Annotated in this window: 13 protein-coding genes; 4 read left to right on the top strand and 9 right to left on the bottom strand. The window is 56.2% G+C overall.

The features are described from left to right. Positions 1-123: 123 nt before the first annotated feature. A complete protein-coding gene (locus Poly41_RS16400; RefSeq protein ID WP_146527716.1) occupies positions 124-1,269 on the bottom strand; it encodes a hypothetical protein in 1,146 nt (381 codons plus the stop codon). 62 nt (positions 1,270-1,331) lie between these two features. Between Poly41_RS16400 and Poly41_RS16405 the strand changes: the two genes are divergently transcribed. Then, a complete protein-coding gene (locus tag Poly41_RS16405; RefSeq protein WP_146527718.1) occupies positions 1,332-2,519 on the top strand; it encodes a phosphoglycerate kinase in 1,188 nt (395 codons plus the stop codon). Between the two features lie 35 nt (positions 2,520-2,554). Beyond that, complete coding sequence (locus Poly41_RS16410) at positions 2,555-5,290, top strand: MGH1-like glycoside hydrolase domain-containing protein (protein WP_146527720.1); 2,736 nt, start codon at positions 2,555-2,557, stop codon at positions 5,288-5,290. Positions 5,291-6,184: 894 nt separating this feature from the next. Here Poly41_RS16410 and Poly41_RS16415 read toward each other — a convergent pair. The 7 genes from Poly41_RS16415 to Poly41_RS16445 all read right to left on the bottom strand — a co-directional run bounded on the left by Poly41_RS16415 (position 6,185) and on the right by Poly41_RS16445 (position 13,420). Next, positions 6,185-7,177 (bottom strand): hydantoinase/oxoprolinase family protein, encoded by a 993-nt coding sequence (locus Poly41_RS16415; protein WP_231615705.1) that lies wholly within the window; start codon positions 7,175-7,177, stop codon positions 6,185-6,187. A gap of 141 nt (positions 7,178-7,318) precedes the next feature. Continuing rightward, positions 7,319-8,344 carry an ATP-grasp domain-containing protein gene (locus Poly41_RS16420; RefSeq protein WP_146527724.1) on the bottom strand — a complete coding sequence of 342 codons (1,026 nt, stop codon included), beginning with the start codon at positions 8,342-8,344 and terminating at the stop codon, positions 7,319-7,321. Positions 8,345-8,388: 44 nt separating this feature from the next. Continuing rightward, entirely contained in the window at positions 8,389-8,709 is a 321-nt protein-coding gene (locus Poly41_RS16425) for a metal-sulfur cluster assembly factor (protein ID WP_146527726.1), read from the bottom strand. A 151-nt stretch (positions 8,710-8,860) separates the two neighbouring features. After that, positions 8,861-10,165 (bottom strand): Fe-S cluster assembly protein SufD, encoded by a 1,305-nt coding sequence (sufD, locus tag Poly41_RS16430; RefSeq protein WP_146527728.1) that lies wholly within the window; start codon positions 10,163-10,165, stop codon positions 8,861-8,863. Between the two features lie 126 nt (positions 10,166-10,291). After that, a complete protein-coding gene (sufB, locus tag Poly41_RS16435; RefSeq protein ID WP_146527730.1) occupies positions 10,292-11,698 on the bottom strand; it encodes a Fe-S cluster assembly protein SufB in 1,407 nt (468 codons plus the stop codon). A 152-nt stretch (positions 11,699-11,850) separates the two neighbouring features. Further along, positions 11,851-12,666 carry a Fe-S cluster assembly ATPase SufC gene (gene sufC / locus Poly41_RS16440; protein WP_146527732.1) on the bottom strand — a complete coding sequence of 272 codons (816 nt, stop codon included), beginning with the start codon at positions 12,664-12,666 and terminating at the stop codon, positions 11,851-11,853. Positions 12,667-12,709: 43 nt separating this feature from the next. Further along, positions 12,710-13,420, bottom strand: coding sequence for a helix-turn-helix transcriptional regulator (locus tag Poly41_RS16445; protein WP_231615706.1), 711 nt, complete (start codon positions 13,418-13,420; stop codon positions 12,710-12,712). Positions 13,421-13,747: 327 nt separating this feature from the next. On the opposite strand from Poly41_RS16445, the gene lpxB reads away from it, so the two are divergent. Further along, positions 13,748-14,935 carry a lipid-A-disaccharide synthase gene (gene lpxB / locus Poly41_RS16450; protein WP_146527734.1) on the top strand — a complete coding sequence of 396 codons (1,188 nt, stop codon included), beginning with the start codon at positions 13,748-13,750 and terminating at the stop codon, positions 14,933-14,935. A 310-nt stretch (positions 14,936-15,245) separates the two neighbouring features. Further along, positions 15,246-15,998, top strand: a complete 753-nt coding sequence (locus Poly41_RS16455) for a hypothetical protein (protein WP_146527736.1) — start codon at positions 15,246-15,248, stop codon at positions 15,996-15,998. Between the two features lie 43 nt (positions 15,999-16,041). Here Poly41_RS16455 and Poly41_RS16460 read toward each other — a convergent pair whose 3' ends face one another. Next, positions 16,042-17,361: a Gfo/Idh/MocA family protein gene (locus tag Poly41_RS16460; RefSeq protein WP_146527738.1), complete on the bottom strand. Its 1,320-nt coding sequence runs from the start codon at positions 17,359-17,361 to the stop codon at positions 16,042-16,044. Positions 17,362-17,464 lie beyond the last annotated feature (103 nt).

Below are 17,464 nucleotides of genomic sequence, written 5' to 3' on the forward strand. Positions count from 1 at the left end.
CATCGTGAGGAACGTCGTGGGGTACGACCGCATGCGAAGCGACCTACTACACGCGGACAGAATCGTCGCACGCGCGTCAGAAGTCGCCTGCACCCAATATAGCCGATTGCGCTGAGCCTAGGTTTACCGCGATCGGTAATCGACGTTGACCGCCTCGGCGGTTCGTTCCTGTTGGGTGACCGCTTGCAGTTCGCGACGATTGACGGCCGTGATCAAATCCACAAACTGCTTTCGCGTGGTGGCACTGACTTGCGGCAAACGTTCGGCCAGATTGATCATCGAATGAGGATTCCGTTTCGATGCTTCGGAAATCTGACTGACAAAGCGGGCGGTTTCGATGAAATTGGCATCCGCGGATCGACCAATAAAACCGCTCAGCGTTCGGGCCACCAAATCGGCTCCGAGACTGTCGAATTGGACAAAGCAATCGAGGGTTCCCGTGACCGTAGTTTCATCGCGAGCAGATTTCGCGTAACTGCTACGGAAGACAAACACACCGCTGCCGTTGATCGGCCGAGCGACCATTTTGCCGTCATAGCTTCCGTCGGCCACAAAGATATGCAAATGCGGGTCGCCGTAGACCAGATCGACTCGACACGTGGTCCCGCTGCCGTCGGAGGCATCCAATTGGTACGGCCCCGTCCGGGTCGTCGTCACTTGCGTCACCCCCATGACGTCCCACATGCCAACCAAGATTTCGGGGTTCCGGGTGATGAACAGAAACAGATCCCGCTCGCATGTGATCGCTTGGGTGGGCAATTGGCGATAGATCGTGGGCGAGTTGGCGATCCCCATGATCCGCTGCTGCGCTGCGGGAGTGAGCCGATTCATGGGTAAACTTGCGATCACCTGGCGTCGCCGCTCCAGCGAAGCCGTTCCCGTTTGGGCGTCGTCCTGATCCCCGGCCCCCCCGATCCGACCGAAAAACCCCTCTGCGGACGCCCGACTGGTGGCGCTCGATAGCGGCAGCATCAACGCCATCGCGACAGCGCAATGGTAGCCGATACCTACGATTCGCCCCAATAGTCCCCTCGGCACCAGCTTCCCCCGCAGAAATGGAACCGTGATCCACCAACCACGGCGCATGATGCCCCCGGCCGGTTTGCCGATTGCAGTGCTTGAAATCAATCTTCGGCCTGTGCGGGTCGTCAAGTTGAGGAAAACTGTGCCGACGGTCCCGTACTCGACACCTCGCGTGGTTTGTCGATAATCGCTGGCTGCTGCGGATCGGTCCGATTGGCCACAAATCATCGCAGTGTCGCGCGTCATCCTGCTTACGCACGTAAGAATCCAATCCACCTTCCTTCCTTTCCTGCACTGCGAGAAAAATCATGGCAAAAAAAACAATCGATCAAGTCGACGTTGCTGGCAAAACGGTCCTGATGCGAGTCGACTTCAACGTGCCACTCGACGACGACCAATCCATTGGCGATGATCGCCGCATCCGAATGGCAATGCCAAGCATCAAGAGCGTGATCGATCGCGGCGGGAAGTTGATTCTGATGAGCCATCTGGGCCGTCCCAAGGGCGAAGGCGATGACTCGAAGTTTTCGCTCGCACCGACCGCCAAGCGGCTTGCGGAACTCCTCGGTCAACCTGTCGCCTTCGCGTCCGATACCGTCGGGGACGATGCAACCGCGAAAGCGAAAGCGTTGAAAGATGGTGATGTGTTGGTGCTTGAGAACCTGCGTTTCAATCCAGGGGAGAAGAAGGGCGACAGCAGCTTTGCTGGCAAACTCGCTGCGATGGCCGATGTCTACTGCAACGACGCCTTTGGCACCTGCCACCGAAGCGATGCGTCAATGGTAGCGGTCCCCGAATCCATGGCGGGCAAGCCCCGTGTCGTCGGTCACTTGGTCGCAAAAGAGATCGAATACCTGAGCGACACGATCAGCAACGCGTCACGGCCCTTTGTCGCAATCCTCGGCGGTGCCAAGGTCAGCGATAAGATCAACGTGATCAACAACCTGCTCGGCATCTGCGACAACGTCATGATCGGCGGCGCGATGGCATACACGTTTTCGCTAGCCAAGGGCGGTCAGGTCGGCAACAGCCTCGTCGAGGAAGATAAAGTCGCCCTTGCAAAAGAGTTGATTGCCAAGGGAGGTGACACCTTGATGTTGCCGATCGACTCCCACTGCGGTGATGATTTCAAGAGCGACTGCAACAAACAAGTCGTCGCCGATGGCGAGATTCCCGATGGATGGCAAGGACTCGATATCGGTCCACAAACCGCCAAGAAGTTTTCCGAAGTGCTGAAGAAGGCCAAAACCATCGTCTGGAATGGCCCGATGGGCGTTTTCGAGATGCCTCCGTTCGACGAAGGAACCAAAGCCGTCGCTCAAGCCGTTGCCGACAGTGATGCAACCAGCATCATCGGAGGCGGCGATAGTGCAGCGGCCGTCGATCAGCTCGGGTTTGCCGACCAAGTCAGCCATGTCAGCACCGGTGGTGGCGCGAGTTTGGCAATGCTCGAAGGCAAAGCATTCGCCGCCGTCGATCTACTTGACGAAGCCTAACCCACTGATCAGTCTCTCCAATAAAGCAACTGCCAATGACTGCTGAAGACGAACGCTTGCGTCAGAGCGAAGACCGTGCTCAGAATTGGCAGCGTTGGGGGCCCTATTTGTCCGAGCGACAATGGGGCACCGTCCGGGAGGACTACAGCAACGGTGGGGATGCGACTTGGAGCTACTTTCCGCATGATCACGCTCGTAGTCGCGCCTATCGCTGGGGAGAAGACGGGCTGCTCGGCGTTTGTGATCGCGAATGCAGGCTGTGCTTTTCGGTCGGACTTTGGAATGGGCGTGACCCGATCCTCAAAGAACGTCTGTTCGGCGTGACCGGTCCCGAGGGCAATCATGGCGAAGATGCAAAAGAGTGCTACTACTACCTCGATAGCACACCGACGCACAGCTACATGAAGGCCCTCTACAAGTACCCGCAAGGACGCTTTCCGTATGAAGAGCTTGTCGACGTGTCGCGTGGTCGCGATCGAACGGAGCCTGAATACGAACTGACCGATACGACCGCGTTCGATCAATCTCGCTACTTTGACGTCCAAGCCGAGTACGCAAAGTCGTCCCCCGACGATCTACTGATTCGATTGACCCTGATCAATCGTGGACCTCAAGCCGCTGTGCTGCATGTGTTGCCGCAGCTCTACTTTCGTAACACATGGACGTGGCAATGCAGCGACGAAGGTTGCTGCACACGGCCCTCGATGCGGTTGGTCGACAACGTCGTCCAAACAGACCACGAAACGCTCGAGCGTCATTGGATTGCTTGCGATGCGGTTGGAAGCGATGACGGATGGTCATGGCTGTTCACCGACAACGAAACCAACACCGCACTACACCCTGGATTGCCCAGCGAATCCGACTACTTCAAGGACGCACTCAACAACCACATCGTGCTTGGTGATACGAGGTCGGTCAACCCCGAGCATCGCGGAACCAAATGTGGAGCCTATGGATTGTTGATGCTTGCAGCGGGCGAGACAAGGGAAGTTCGACTTCGGCTGGCCCACGTGGACTCACCGATCATCAAACAGCGCAGCCAGGGCGATCCGAAACGGTTTGCAGAGACAGCGTTTGACGAGTCCTTCGACCAATGCATGGATCAACGCATTCGGGAGGCGGATGAGTTCTATGCTTCGCGGATTCCTGATTCGCTGTCGGCGGAACGCAAAACCATTTCACGGCAAGCCTACGCCGGGCTACTTTGGACCAAGCAGTTCTATCATTACTCCGTTCGCACCTGGCTTGACGGGGATCCAAACGGTGTGGAAACCAGTGAGTTGCGCCGATTCGGTCGCAACAGTGATTGGCGCCATCTGTTTAATCGCGACATCATTTCGATGCCGGATAAATGGGAATACCCGTGGTATGCGGCTTGGGACTTAGCGTTTCACATGGTGCCCATGGCCGCCGTCGATGTGAACTTTGCAAAAGATCAAATGCTGCTGTTCCTGCGTGAATGGTACATGCACCCCAATGGTCAAATCCCCGCGTACGAATGGCACCTTAGTGATGTCAATCCACCGGTACACGCGTGGGGCGTCTGGCAGGTCTACAAAGCCAGCGGACCGCCTCTACAACGGGACAAGGTGTTTCTGGCTCGAGCCTTCCAGAAATTGCTGATCAACTTCACCTGGTGGGTCAACCGCAAAGACCCGCGAGGCAAGAATATTTTTGCGGGTGGATTCTTGGGACTCGATAACATCGGTGTCTTTGATCGCAGCAAACCGTTGCCGCAAGGCCACCTGGAACAAGCAGACGGCACTGCATGGATGGCATTTTACTGCGGCACGATGCTACGGATGGCGATCGAGCTTGCCGAAGACCATCTGGCCTATTGCGACATGGCGAGCAAGTTTTTCGAGCACTACGTCACGATTGCGGAGGCCATGAATTCGATCGATGGTTCGGGGCTTTGGGACGAAGAGGACGGTTTCTACTATGATCACCTTTATGTCGATGGAACATCGATCCCCATGCGTGTTCGCTCGTTGGTCGGTTTGGTGCCGCTCATGACGGGCGTCATCCTTGAGGAACCGGTGATCGAGAAGCTACCAGGATTCGTGAAACGGATGAGATGGTTTCTCGAAAATCGTGGCGACCTTAGCACGCACATGACCTACATGGAACGAGAAAACGTGACCGCCGGTGCGCTCTGTCATCGGCTGCTGGCCATCCCCGCTGAAGATCGATTTCGTCGACTCCTTTCGGTGATGCTCGATGAAAAGGAATTCTTGTCCCCCTTCGGCATCCGTAGCATGTCGGCCATCCATCGCGAAAAACCCTTCGTGTTTGACTTTGGTGGCCAACGCCACGAGGTCCGATACATTCCCGGTGAAAGCGACAGTGGTATGTTTGGAGGCAACAGCAACTGGCGCGGCCCCGTCTGGTTCCCGATGAACTTCCTGCTGATCCAATCCCTCAAACGTTACCATGTGTTCTATGGCGAAGACTTTCGCGTCGAGTGTCCAACCGGCAGCGGCAATCAGATGAATTTACTCGAAGTGGCACGCGAATTGGAACGACGTCTGGTCACCATTTTCGAGTCCGGGAAAGAGGGAAAACGGCCCGTCAACGGTGAAGAAACCCGCTATGCGAACGATCCAGCATGGAAGGATCTGATTTTGTTCTATGAGTATTTCCATGCGGACAGCGGCAAAGGGCTTGGGGCATCCCATCAAACCGGCTGGACGGCTTTGGTTGCCAGCATGCTGAGAAACCACGCCGCTGCAGACAAATGGCAACCGATACCCGCAGCTCGAAAGAGATGATGCACGTCGCACGCAGAAGCGCCCCAGCGGCGGATCACGACGGACCTTCTAAAGATCGCGTCCGCCACGACGTCGGACGCATCGAGTGCTTCGTCAAGTTTTAACTCCGCGGGTAGCGGAACTCGTCGGGACGTTCGGTAACGAAGTTTCGGAGCTAGATGTACCGCGAGGGACGTCGATTGCATTACTGAGCGATCGCGGGTTGCTAGCAATGGGAATCGAGCCCAGCGAGGGGGAGGGCCGGTATGAACCAATCTCTGCCAACAAAATGCGCTTCGCGATCCGGGGCTAATTGCCAAAATGCCTTCGGCATGATCATCAACACCAATCCCGCAGTAATACAGTCGACGTCCCAAGCGGTTAGACTCGAGAGCCTAGGGTCGACGCTCAGCGGCGCGCCCTAGGGGGGCCCTCTCCCTGTGGCGTGGCGTGATGGGAATCCTACTTGCGCGGCAAGTTGGAATGAATTGGTCAATTCCGTTTCACCCAAGACTCTGGCTCCCTTCTCCCCCGATTTTTCGGGGGAGAAGGGCTGGGGATGAGGGGGTTCAGCAGACGCATATGACCGTAAAAACAGCGATAAACCTGCACGACGGAAAGCCCCTCTCCCCGCGAGCACGCGGGGCGAGGGGAGCCAGAATCCATCAGCGCGACTTGTGTCGATCACGATAATCTCTCTGCATGGGGGACGCTAAACTGCACAACCTCCAAGCGGGAGAGTGAAATCCGAAATTTCTTGATAGAACGTCCCTCGCGGTAAATAGAGTTCCGCAAGTCGGTGACCTAGGCTGCGCTCTGCGGCTTCGCCGCGGCGCGACCCTAGGCTCTGGAATACAACGCCAGCGGGCGTAATCCGCCACAGCCCCAACTCTAAAGTTGAATCTGGACAGAGCTCTACGTTTCGAACAGCGTCGCAACCGCGTAAGCAGGCGCACATCGCGACAAGCCACTCCCCAATCGCTGTGGCAGCATGATCGTGGGAAGGTCGCGTGGTAGTGTCAAAAGATCCAAACCGTGGCCGCTGAGAACCATTGTCGGCACCGCCCCAGGGTACCGAACCCGCTGAACCTCGATGGCACTTGCAATCCGGCTCTTCGCAGATGCGACGACTTGTTTCGCGAGCTGCTCGGCGTCCTCAAGCGAAACACTTCGCCGATCGAGTCCGATCATTCGGGCGAGTCGATTCGCGGCAAACTCCTTGGTACGCGGTTTTCCATCCGCACTCGTATCGTCATCGCGATCCTCACTTTCAAGGCCTAGCACGATGCGAGCATCGTCGATCGTGGAAAACACTTCGTTCATCACCTCAGTCACACGCCCACGCAGGGTCAAGGAATCACAGAGGGCACAGACCGGGGTCCGCTGGCAGCCCACATAGACCAACGAGCCCTCGCTCAATCGGTCATAGTCGGTCAGGGCAGACGTCACGACCTGCCCACTCACGATCGGGATGATGTCGGTCGTCGTGGATCCGATATCGATCAACAGCCCACTGCGACAAACGTGATGCCCGACGAAGGAGGCCAACGCGTGCCAATTGGCAGCTGCCAACAAGTCCAGATCATTTTCGCTGCAGACGGAATCCCGAAAACGTCCGTCCACGCCATAAAAAGCAACTCGGACCACTCCCATCGCGGCAGCGGCAACTCGGACGTGATCGACAATATGCCGAACTCCCTCCGCACGATCGACAAAGCAATCGGCTAGCTCGCCGGTCATGACGACCGCAATCGCTTCGAAGTTTGAAAAACCGCCCATCGCTGCCCGCAATCGATCGGCCAACTGTTCGGGATGCTGCCACAATGCGAAGCCGACTGCATGGGCGTTGCCGCGATCATCCGCCAGCTTCAAATGAGCGCCGCCGACATCAATTCCCAAAGTGGTCACGTGGTTAAAGAACCTATCCGAAAAGGGGTCTGACCCTTTGTCAACCGACGTTTCGATTGCTCAAAAGCTGTTTGTTTTCCAATGGATTCGCTACCGATACGCTCAGACCAAGAGAGGGTCAGACCCCTGTTCGGGTAGGTTCTAAATCGGTTCCGCGACCGCAGCGTCATTGATCCAGACACGACCGTCCGATCTCCAACGAACCGCGTTGACCCCAGTGATACAGGAAACGGGACCCGTTTCCAGATCGAACAGCCGAGCGGCCAAATTGCCTTGGATGATCTGACGCAATCCAACGTAACTGGTGGTCAACCGTGGATTGATTTCGATCACGTAGTCTTCACTCGCGCAATCACCCAGCAACAGGTCGACTCCGACGAAACCTCGCGCGGTCGGAGGCATCGCTGCGATCGCACGTGATGCTAACACCGCTGCCCGAGATTGCGCATCATCATCCAATGGCCCTCGGCCTCCTGCGTACTCGCACGACTCCGCGCATATTTCTTGGCTGACCGCAGGCAAAAACACTTGATGCTGCCCCGAGGCGACCAAGGATACCGAGACCGCCCGGCCAGGAAGCCAGGGTTGCAATAGCAACTCGTCGCTCAATTCCGCTCGCGCCTCGTCATAGGAGTTAAAGGTGCGAATCTCATGAGTCCCACAGCCATCACGTGGCTTCAAAACGTAACGGGCATACCCCTGCAATTCCGCCTCGTACCGCGTGTCCGACAATGCAACATAGTAGGGATGAGCAACGCCGCAGCTCAGCAACAGCTTGGCGGTCTGCAGCTTATCGCTCGCAACACGCAGAAAATCCCCGCTGCCGGCGATCACGTCGACACCTGCGGCGCGAAGCATGGCAACCGACTTGGCCAAGATGCCGTCATTTTCCGGAGCGACAATGATCGCCGCATCACAATCGCGTGCCGCCGCAACCCACTGCCCAAACAACGCTACGTCGGGACGCATCGCGATGATGTCGGCCCGATCGAGATCAAGATCGATTCGTGTATCCAGCGGAACCGTCACCTTCGCGAAGTCGGACAAGTCGGCAACAATGGCGCGTAACATCGCCGAGCCTTCGGTTCGAAGCGAAGAAGGCACCTTGTCGAGATCCTTTCCGGCCAATCCACCGCCACAGTTGAATTCGCCCACGAAGATACGCATGTTAAGTGCCTGCTAGGAGGTTCGGCTCCATAAGGAAGCCTTCGTCAAAAAATTCCGAGGTGGTCTCGAGCATCGTCGGTCATTTGATCGGGGGACCATGGCGGATCCATTACCACTTTGACCTCCGCCTGATCAACTTCATCCAGTCCCTCCGCTGCCGATTTCGTTCCGGCGACCAATTGTGGACCTGCCGGACACATCGGACTCGTCATCGTCATTTCGATCTCGACATCGTGACGACCATCCTCCTTCTCATCACCAATCTGCACCCCGTAGATCAAGCCAAGATCGACGATGTTCACATAAAGCTCTGGGTCAATCACCTGCTTGAGAGCCTCGCGGACTTTGTCTTCTGCAAGCGCCATGAATTGTTCACCTAACGTTGATCAAGAATGTTGACGAAGCCCTCGCCAACCGAGTTGTCCTTTGGACTTTGAGTAGACCCTCAGCGGTTCTTGAGCCCTGCGACCTGTCTCAATGTACCAAAATTTACCAAAAGAAGCGATTAAGGGAAGACTATTCGTACTCGCGAACCTGGCGAGCAATGGCTTCTCCGAGCGCATCGCGGACGCTTTCGATCGTGATCCGGTCGAAAATCTGCTGAAAGAAGCCACTTACAATCATACGCGTCGCCTCTTTTCGTGTAAAACCACGGCATTGAGCATAGAAAATCTGCTCCTCATCCACCTTCGAAGTCGTGCTGCCATGAGTGCAGCGGACATCATCGGCCTCGATTTCCAGCCCAGGAATCGAATCGGCACGTGAGGATTGGGACAGCACCAAGTTGTCATTTCGTTGGTAACCATCCGTTTTTTGAGCAATCGGATCGACCTTGATCATGCCCCGCCAAACCGTCCGGCTCTTGTCCTGCTGAGCCGCTTTGTACAGAAAGTCACTGTGACAACTCGGTGCTCGGTGGTACTGCTGTGTGTGATACGCCAAATGTTGACGACCTTCGGTGAACATCACCCCGTTGACCTGGCTATCGGCACCGGGGCCAACCAAATCGACCGATTGGTTCACCTTCGAAAGCATCGATCCCATCGCTGCGATCGTCCACTGAATCGTGGCATCCCTGCCCACCAGTGCCTTCTGGTGGGCGAAGTGATAAGCACCATAACCCCACTCCTGGAGGTTCACGTAGCGGAGGTGGGAATTGGCTTTCTGGATCACCTCGACCGAACCGACATGCAATCCTTTGGATTTCTCATGCACGCCATTCGACTCGTGCAGCACGGTCGCTTCCGCACCCTCATCGAGAACGATCAGCGTGTGCGTCGTATCGGTTCCTCCATCGGTCATCACCGACCCGATGTGCAACGGTTTGTCGAGTACGACACCCCGCGGAACATATAGGAATTGGCCGCCCGCCCAAAACGCGGCATGCAGCGCAGCGAATTTGTCATAGTCGGGATCAAACGCGGTGAACAAATGTGGGCGGACAATTTCAGGTTGTTCCTCACAAGCCTTCGACAGATCGCAGAAGATAACGCCTTGATCGATCAAAGCTTGATCAAGTGATTCACGAACCACATAGCTGTCGACCGTTTCGATCGCACCGCCCAAATCGACACCGCGACGCAACTGCGCCTTGGCCGGAGCGTCACGAGCCTCTGCAGCAGGCAGTCCAAAACGATCCACTTTGAAGGCGCGAATATCGGTACGAATCCACTCCTCCGCTCGCCGCGCTGGCCACGCCATGGCCTCGTAGTGTTGCCATGCCTCACGTCGGAGCTCGGTGAGCCACTGAGGTTCCGTACGTTGGGTCAGAAACGAATCGAAACCCGCCAAGTCGAAAGTAAGAGCAGTCGTTTGCGTCATCAGAAATCAGGTGAGTGTTTGGAACGTTGGTGCAATTTTGGTGCGATGGTGTGCCAGGTAAGGCCCTGACGCATGCCTTTTCGATCAAGGCATGCCCGGCGATCGCCTGGCACGCCGAAACAGCGTCTAACCGACGCTGCCTTCCATTTGCAATTGAATCAAGCGATTCATTTCGATCGCGTACTCCATCGGCAACTCCTTCACGAGCGGCTCGATAAATCCATTGACGATCATCGTGCTGGCTTCTTGCTCGGTCAAACCGCGACTCAGCAAGTAGAACATCTGCTCTTCACCGATCCGTGACACACTCGCTTCATGCCCGATTTGCACGTCCTGTTCGGCGACTTCGATGTAGGGATACGTGTCGCTGCGGCTTTCGGGATCCAAGATCAAGGCGTCACAAACCACGCTGTTCTTGCTGTTGTGCGCGCCCGGTTCGACGCGAACCAACCCGCGATAACTGCTTCGACCACCATTCTTGCTGATGCTCTTGCTGATGATTTGGCCTGTGGTGTTGGGTGCCGCATGGACGAGTTTCGCACCGGCGTCTTGGTGTTGCCCCGCACTCGAAAATGCGATCGACAAGATCTCGCCTCGCGCCCCGGGTTCCATCATATGGACCGCCGGATACTTCATCGTCAACTTGCTGCCCAGGTTGCCGTCGACCCATTCCATCGTCGCGTCACCGTAAGCGTAAGCTCGCTTGGTGACGAGGTTGTAGATGTTATTCGCCCAGTTCTGGATCGTCGTGTAACGACAGCGAGCATTCCGCTTCACCACCACTTCCACCACCGCACTGTGCAAACTTTCGGTCGTGTACATCGGTGCCGTACAACCTTCGACATAATGAACGCTGGCACCTTCATCGACAATGATCAGCGTCCGTTCAAATTGGCCCATGCTCTCGGCATTGATGCGGAAATAGGCCTGCAGCGGGAAATCGATATGCACCCCTTTGGGCACATAAATGAAGGATCCACCGGACCAAACCGCACTATTGAGCGCGGCGAATTTATTGTCGTTGGGAGGGATGATCTTGCCGAAATACTCTCGCAACAAATCGGGATGCTCGCGGACAGCGGTATCGGTGTCCGTGAAAATCACCCCTTGCTTCGCCAAATCCTCCTCAAGCGATCCGTAGACGACTTCACTTTCAAACTGAGCCTTCACGCCCGCTAAAAACTTCTTCTCCGCTTCGGGGATCCCCAATCGGTCAAATGTGTCCTTGATCTCTTGAGGCACATCGTCCCAAGTCTTGCCCTGGTGGTCGGTGGGTTTCAAATAGTAGTAGATGTCTTGAAAATCGATATCGATCGCACCGCCCCACTTGGGCATCGGACGCTCGTCGAACATTTTCAATGAATCGAGACGGAACTTTCGCATCCAATCAGGTTCGTTCTTAATATCCGAAATCTGATGGACCACCTCGGCGCTGAGACCTTTCTTGGCACGAAAAACGCCCGTGGTTTCCGTGCGAAAGTTGTACTTGTTGATTTCGCCAACTTCCGCTTTTTCAGTTACATCAGTAGACATCTTATTTCCTAACTCGTTTCGAGAGATTCGTCAGAGACTCTTGGTTTGCTTGGTCGGTGCTGGAGTTCCGCGTTTGGATCACGAGGCGATGAGTTATCGATGGCTGGCCGAAGCCTGCATTCGAACCTTGCCTGCGTTCCAATGTGGCATGATTAAACCGGCGCTTCTTCGGCCACCATTTCTTGGTTCGCTGCTTCCGCTTCGGGGTACGCTTTGCGGATCCGATCGTACCCATGGCGATGCAGTTCATCGGCCAATTCGGTGCCGCCTGTTTCCACCAAACGCCCCCCGAGCATGACATGCGTGAATTCGGGCGGATTGTGTTCGAGCAACTTGTCGTGATGGGTGATGATCAACAACCCCATTTTGCCATGACCAATCTCCGCGATCGATTCACTGGCCAATCGCACGGCATCCGCATCAAGCCCACTGTCGGTCTCGTCCAAGACCGCAAACTTTGGCTGAAGCATCGCGAGCTGCAGAATTTCGGCGCGTTTCATTTCACCGCCCGAAAAACCGTCGTTGACGTAGCGGCGAGCGAACTCGACATCCATCCGCAGGTGAGCCATCTTGTCCTTGAGCTCTTTGCGAAACTCACGCATGGGAATCAATTCCTCGCCTTCCTTGCGATCAGGGCGGCGGACATTGGTCGTCGCGTGGCGAAGAAAATCAGCCATTTTCACCCCCGGAACGGCCATCGGCCGCTGGAACGCCAAGAAGATCCCAGCCCGGGCTCGCTCATCGGGCGCCATCGCCAAGACGTCTTCGCCATCCATCGTGATGCTGCCTTCGGTCACCGTATAGCCGGGATGGCCCATGATCGCCAAACCGAGCGTGCTTTTGCCGCTGCCGTTGGGTCCCATCAACGCATGAGTCTCGCCATGATTGATCGTCAAGTTCACGCCTCGAAGGATCGGTTTGTCACCAACGGAAACGTGCAGATTTTTGATTTGCAGTACGTGTGTCATGCTTGATGCGAGTGTCTTTTGAGGGTTTGAAATGAAAAACAGTTTAGTTTGTGGACTCGGGAGTTACCGATTCGGTTGTAATCGATTCGGCAGCGAACTGACAAAGATGATCACCGTCGAGCCGGCAACTGCTGAGATGCACCGGTCGACCGAGGGCTTCGGAAAGCATTTGTTCTTCCAACCGGCACATCGCCCGATCGTCCGACGTATCGGTAAGCGACGGATAAGGGCAGGCGCCGACGTCAATCACAGGTAAGGAACCCGCGTGAGAAATCTCCGCTGAAATTTGCCGTTCCACCAGCATCTCGGAGACTTTCTTCATCCGTGATTCAAGCGACTCGCCCACAACGACGCCCGTGTCGCGATGGATCCCTTCGGCAACCTGACGTCCAAGACGCGCGGCAACCGCCGAGAGGACCCCTCGGCGAATTTGAGGATCGGTGATTGCCAAGATTTCCTGCCACATGGCCTCGGCCAAATCGGCGGGGTTGGCCCCAGCACGACGATGACCTTCGACCGTTAAACGGTACTCGTAAGTCGGCCGTCCACGACCAGCGACAATCTTTTGGCGCTCGATCAAGCCCATTTCCAACAACCGCTCGATCCGCTGGCGGACCGCCGTGGCAGTCACCCCAAGCTGGTCGGTTAAATGCCCCACTCCAAAGGATTCCCCGCTGCGCATCGCAACCAACAACTCACGATCGACCGATCGCAAGGGTTCCGCATGAGAAACAGGATTCAAGGAAGGGGTCATTTGTTCATTTCACCAGCACGAAAGGGAGACGTCTCCGATTGCTCGTTTGACTTCATTATTACGACGCCCGCCTTTTTGACAACGCCCGTTGTCAAAAATGGAAAAACGGCTGCCGCAGTCGGACGCTAAAGGCTGATCATGACCCGATAAAAACGGAACCACACGATTTGTCGCAGCCAAAACCGTAAAAAACCGGCACCAGTGACCGCCCTTGTCGCGCTCATCAAATCAGCAAAGGATCCATTGACGCCACCCGTGCGGATCCGCTACTGAGACCTGATGCTTTGACTTGCCTTCCGTTCCGTCGCCTGTTCTTAATCAATCGCCATGCCAAAACGCATCTTTCTTTCCGTTGGCGAACCGAGCGGTGACCAGCATGCGGCACGTTTGATTCGGCATTTGAGGCAGAGCTACCCGCGAATCGAAACCTGTGGTTTCGGGGGCCCTGCGATGCAGTCCGCCGGATGTAGCCTGCAACGCAACTTGACGGAACACGCGGTGGTGGGATTGCTTGAGGTCCTCCCTAAACTCCGCGATTTCTTTCGCTTTGCGGACGAAGCCGAGAAGGTTTTCCAGACAGGGCACATTGATGCGGTGGTTTTGGTCGATTTTCCGGGATTCAACTGGCACATTGCCAAACGCGCCAAACGCTATGGGATTCCCGTTTACTACTACTGCCCGCCTCAGTTGTGGGCTTGGGGCGGTTGGCGTATCCGAAAAATGCGGCGATGGGTCGATCATGTCTTGGCGGTCTTGCCGGTGGAAGAGGAGTTTTTTTCGAAGCGAGGTGTCGCGTCCACCTATGTCGGCCATCCCTTTTTTGATGCCGTTGCGGAAACTCGGCTCGACGATGCATTGATGGCACGCCTTTCGCGTCAAACCGAATCCGGCCGCAAGTTGGTAGCCGTTTTGCCTGGGTCTCGTACCCATGAAGTCCAGCGGACTTGGCCACTGATGCTGTCGTCGATCCGGCAAATCGCCAAAACGAATCGCGACGCCAAGTTTTTGGTGGCTGCCTACAGGGACCGGCATTGCATCTGGTGTCAGCAGCAATTGACCGAGTCCGACAAGCAGTTGCCGATCGAGTTCTATGTCGACCGAACCAGTGAAATCATCGAAGCGGCCCGCTGTGCGATGATGGTCAGCGGTTCGGTCAGTCTCGAATTGCTTGCCCGACGAACCCCGGCCGCAGTCGCCTATCGGGTTGGCCGGCTACTGTATGCCTTTGCTCGGTTGGTCGTTCGGCTCGATTCGATCACGCTGCCGAATCTGATGGGTGCTCGGAAGGTCTTCCCCGAAATGGTCTCGGTTGGAGACCCGCAACCGGCGATCGACTTTCTGACAGAGTCCGTCACTGCGATGTTGGACGACGAGTTCTACTATCAGCAAACGATCCGGCAACTCGAGGCGCTTTGTGGAGAGTTCGCCGGAGGGGGCGCGACGGCTAAGGCAGCGAATTGGATCGGCCAAGCCGTCATCGGCGATGCTTCGGTGAATCGTCGTCGAGCCGCGTAGTGCAGCAATCTCGCCACCAAGGCGAGCGAACGCTCGGATCGGGTTCGCCTGCTCCCGTTGGTCGCTGAAATCGTGTGGTGATCGCATCCCCTTCAGCGACAACCGATGCTGGGGGTGGTAGAAACCTTTGCTTTTTTTCGGTTGCAAACCAAACCATCCGACCGCTTCACGCGTAGCAAAATCGTGGTTTTCACCCTGTCTTCCCTGGATCGAGCGAATTCCTGTTTACCTGCGACTTGCTTTCTCTTCGAGCGGCAGCTCGCTCATCGCGGCTTCGCCGCTCCACGCTTCCACGAGCTTTCGTTTCAAAATGGCAACAGATACGGATCTGAAATCGACCGTCCCCACCATGGGGGCCGAGGGTGGTTATCTGGTTGAAGAGCCGATTGCCCCGTTTCGGGTATCAGGTTTTTTGTGCCTGCTACTTGGTTTGCTAAGTGTCTTAGCCATTGTGGGCTATCCCATGATCGCCCTGCCACTGATGGCGATTGCGTTTGGGATGTTCGCACTGCGCCATTGGAGCGGCCCACGCCCCGTCGGCATCACACCGGCCAAGATTGGAATGGTGTTGGCGGTTGTCTTCGGATCCTGCGGACTGTTCGTACACAGCTTGAAAGCCCGGACGCTCGGTAACCAGGCGGAGTATTTCGCGAGAGAGTATCTTGAAATCGTTGGCAATGGAGAGTTCAACATTGCGAAGGAACTGAATAAGACTGCCGTGAACCGCTTGCCGGTCCATATGCCGCTGAAGGAGCATTACGAGGCGATGGAAGCCAAAATGTCCGCTGACGAGGTGAGCGAACGATTTGAACAGACCGGAATGCACCCCACAGTGGCGGCAATGGGTAAGGGCATCCAATGGGAGCTAGCGAAGCCGGTTCGGATCTACAACCACTATGGCACAACCAAAGCCGACGTGATCATGACCAACGCAAACGACCCAAAACCGACACAGGTATTCCTGATCATGGATTACGAGATCGACTCCGAGGGCAGGGGGCAATGGCGCGTTGAGCAGTTCAATCCGGTGATGAAGCGATTGGTTGCCGAACGCGTACTCTAGTATTTTGCTTCAACGATCGGCAATCCGACTCGCGGAGACACGATCAAACCTTCGGCCACTCATAGCCTTTGCGAATTTCACGGGTCAGCATCGAATTGGCCTCGGCATCGTCAAGGAACTGCTCCGCATCCGGATCCCATTTCAGGTTGCGGCCTAACAAGCGGCCAAGGTTCAGCAGATGACAGACCGTGGCGCTGCGGTGACCGAGTTCCACATCGGCGATCGGACGCTCTCCTGAAATGCAGCAATCCAGCCAGTTGCCAACGTGGCTTTGGTTCTTTCGTGAGCTTTTCTCGAGTAGTTCCTTGGCCATTTCCGGTGGGTTTGAACCGAGCGCTCCGCGGAACACTTCCATTTTCCCCTTCTCGCCCACAAAGATGCCACCGCCACGATTCGCTTTGTCATCGAGCGTGACCGTGATTCCGTTGGCGTAGCGGTAGCTAAGCCGAGGTTCGCTGCAGATCTTATTACCGCGATCCAGCGACTCGGGCTTGCGATAGGTCGGCAATTCGAGGGCGGAACCGTCGACCAGGATTTCCGTCGGCCCGGTGCTGTCGAGACCCAACGCCCATTGGATTTGGTCAAACCCATGGGTCCCCCATCCGGTCATTTCGCCGCCACTGTAAGGCCGGAACGACAACCAACCGGGGTTGCCCCGAGGCACGTAGAGTTCTTTGTTGTAGGGGACGAGTTCCGTTGGGCCGCACCACATTTCCCAGTCCAAGCCCGCTGGCACCGGTTCTTCGGGCAGTTCGCACAGCCAAGGGCTTTCGTAGTTGGCCGCGAAGACCTCTTTGATTTCACCCAAACCGCCGTTACGGATGAATTCACAACCGATGTAGTTTTCACGTTGCGAACGCTGCTGCGACCCCACTTGAAACGCGATCCCCGTCCGACGAGCGGCCTTCACCATCAATCGACCTTCGGGGATCGTGAGCGTCATTGGCTTTTCCGCGTACACGTTCTTCCCCGCCAATGCGGCGGAGATACAAATGTTTGCCCGCCAATGTTCAGGCGTTGCGGTGGTGACCGCATCGACATCGCTGCGGTCGAGGACGCGGCGGTAATCTTGATAGACCTCCTTGGCGCCGTTGGCTTTCGCAATGGATTCGCCACGTGGCCGATTGACATCGCAAACGCAGATCACTTGTGTTCGTGGATCGTTGCAAGCACCGCGAAAGACCCCGCTGCCTTGCCGGCCCACGCCAATCCCCGCCACACCGATCCGATCGTTGGCGCCCGGCCGGTCACCTTGCGCCAATGCGGAGCGAGGAATGATGGTAGGAAACGCGACTCCCGCTGCGGTTGCCGCCGCGGATGTTTGAAGGAATCCTCGACGGGATAGCTTGGCTTTCTTGGTCATCACGTGTTCTCCTGCCTGCTGGGTCTGTAAATAACGAATAAAGAAACGGGGGCGGCGACTATCGACTCCACTCGGCTGCAGCCGCAACCCAAGAAGTCTCCGG

Source organism: Novipirellula artificiosorum (assembly GCF_007860135.1).
Classification (GTDB): domain Bacteria; phylum Planctomycetota; class Planctomycetia; order Pirellulales; family Pirellulaceae; genus Novipirellula_A; species Novipirellula_A artificiosorum.

Coding starts and splice junctions, on each gene's coding strand:
- Poly41_RS16400 (WP_146527716.1), bottom strand. CDS start 1,269: ATGACGCGCGACACTGCGATGATTTGTGGCCAATCGGACCGATCCGCA.
- Poly41_RS16405 (WP_146527718.1), top strand. CDS start 1,332: ATGGCAAAAAAAACAATCGATCAAGTCGACGTTGCTGGCAAAACGGTC.
- Poly41_RS16410 (WP_146527720.1), top strand. CDS start 2,555: ATGACTGCTGAAGACGAACGCTTGCGTCAGAGCGAAGACCGTGCTCAG.
- Poly41_RS16420 (WP_146527724.1), bottom strand. CDS start 8,344: ATGCGTATCTTCGTGGGCGAATTCAACTGTGGCGGTGGATTGGCCGGA.
- Poly41_RS16425 (WP_146527726.1), bottom strand. CDS start 8,709: ATGGCGCTTGCAGAAGACAAAGTCCGCGAGGCTCTCAAGCAGGTGATT.
- sufD (WP_146527728.1), bottom strand. CDS start 10,165: ATGACGCAAACGACTGCTCTTACTTTCGACTTGGCGGGTTTCGATTCG.
- sufB (WP_146527730.1), bottom strand. CDS start 11,698: ATGTCTACTGATGTAACTGAAAAAGCGGAAGTTGGCGAAATCAACAAG.
- sufC (WP_146527732.1), bottom strand. CDS start 12,666: ATGACACACGTACTGCAAATCAAAAATCTGCACGTTTCCGTTGGTGAC.
- Poly41_RS16445 (WP_231615706.1), bottom strand. CDS start 13,420: ATGACCCCTTCCTTGAATCCTGTTTCTCATGCGGAACCCTTGCGATCG.
- lpxB (WP_146527734.1), top strand. CDS start 13,748: ATGCCAAAACGCATCTTTCTTTCCGTTGGCGAACCGAGCGGTGACCAG.
- Poly41_RS16455 (WP_146527736.1), top strand. CDS start 15,246: ATGGCAACAGATACGGATCTGAAATCGACCGTCCCCACCATGGGGGCC.
- Poly41_RS16460 (WP_146527738.1), bottom strand. CDS start 17,361: ATGACCAAGAAAGCCAAGCTATCCCGTCGAGGATTCCTTCAAACATCC.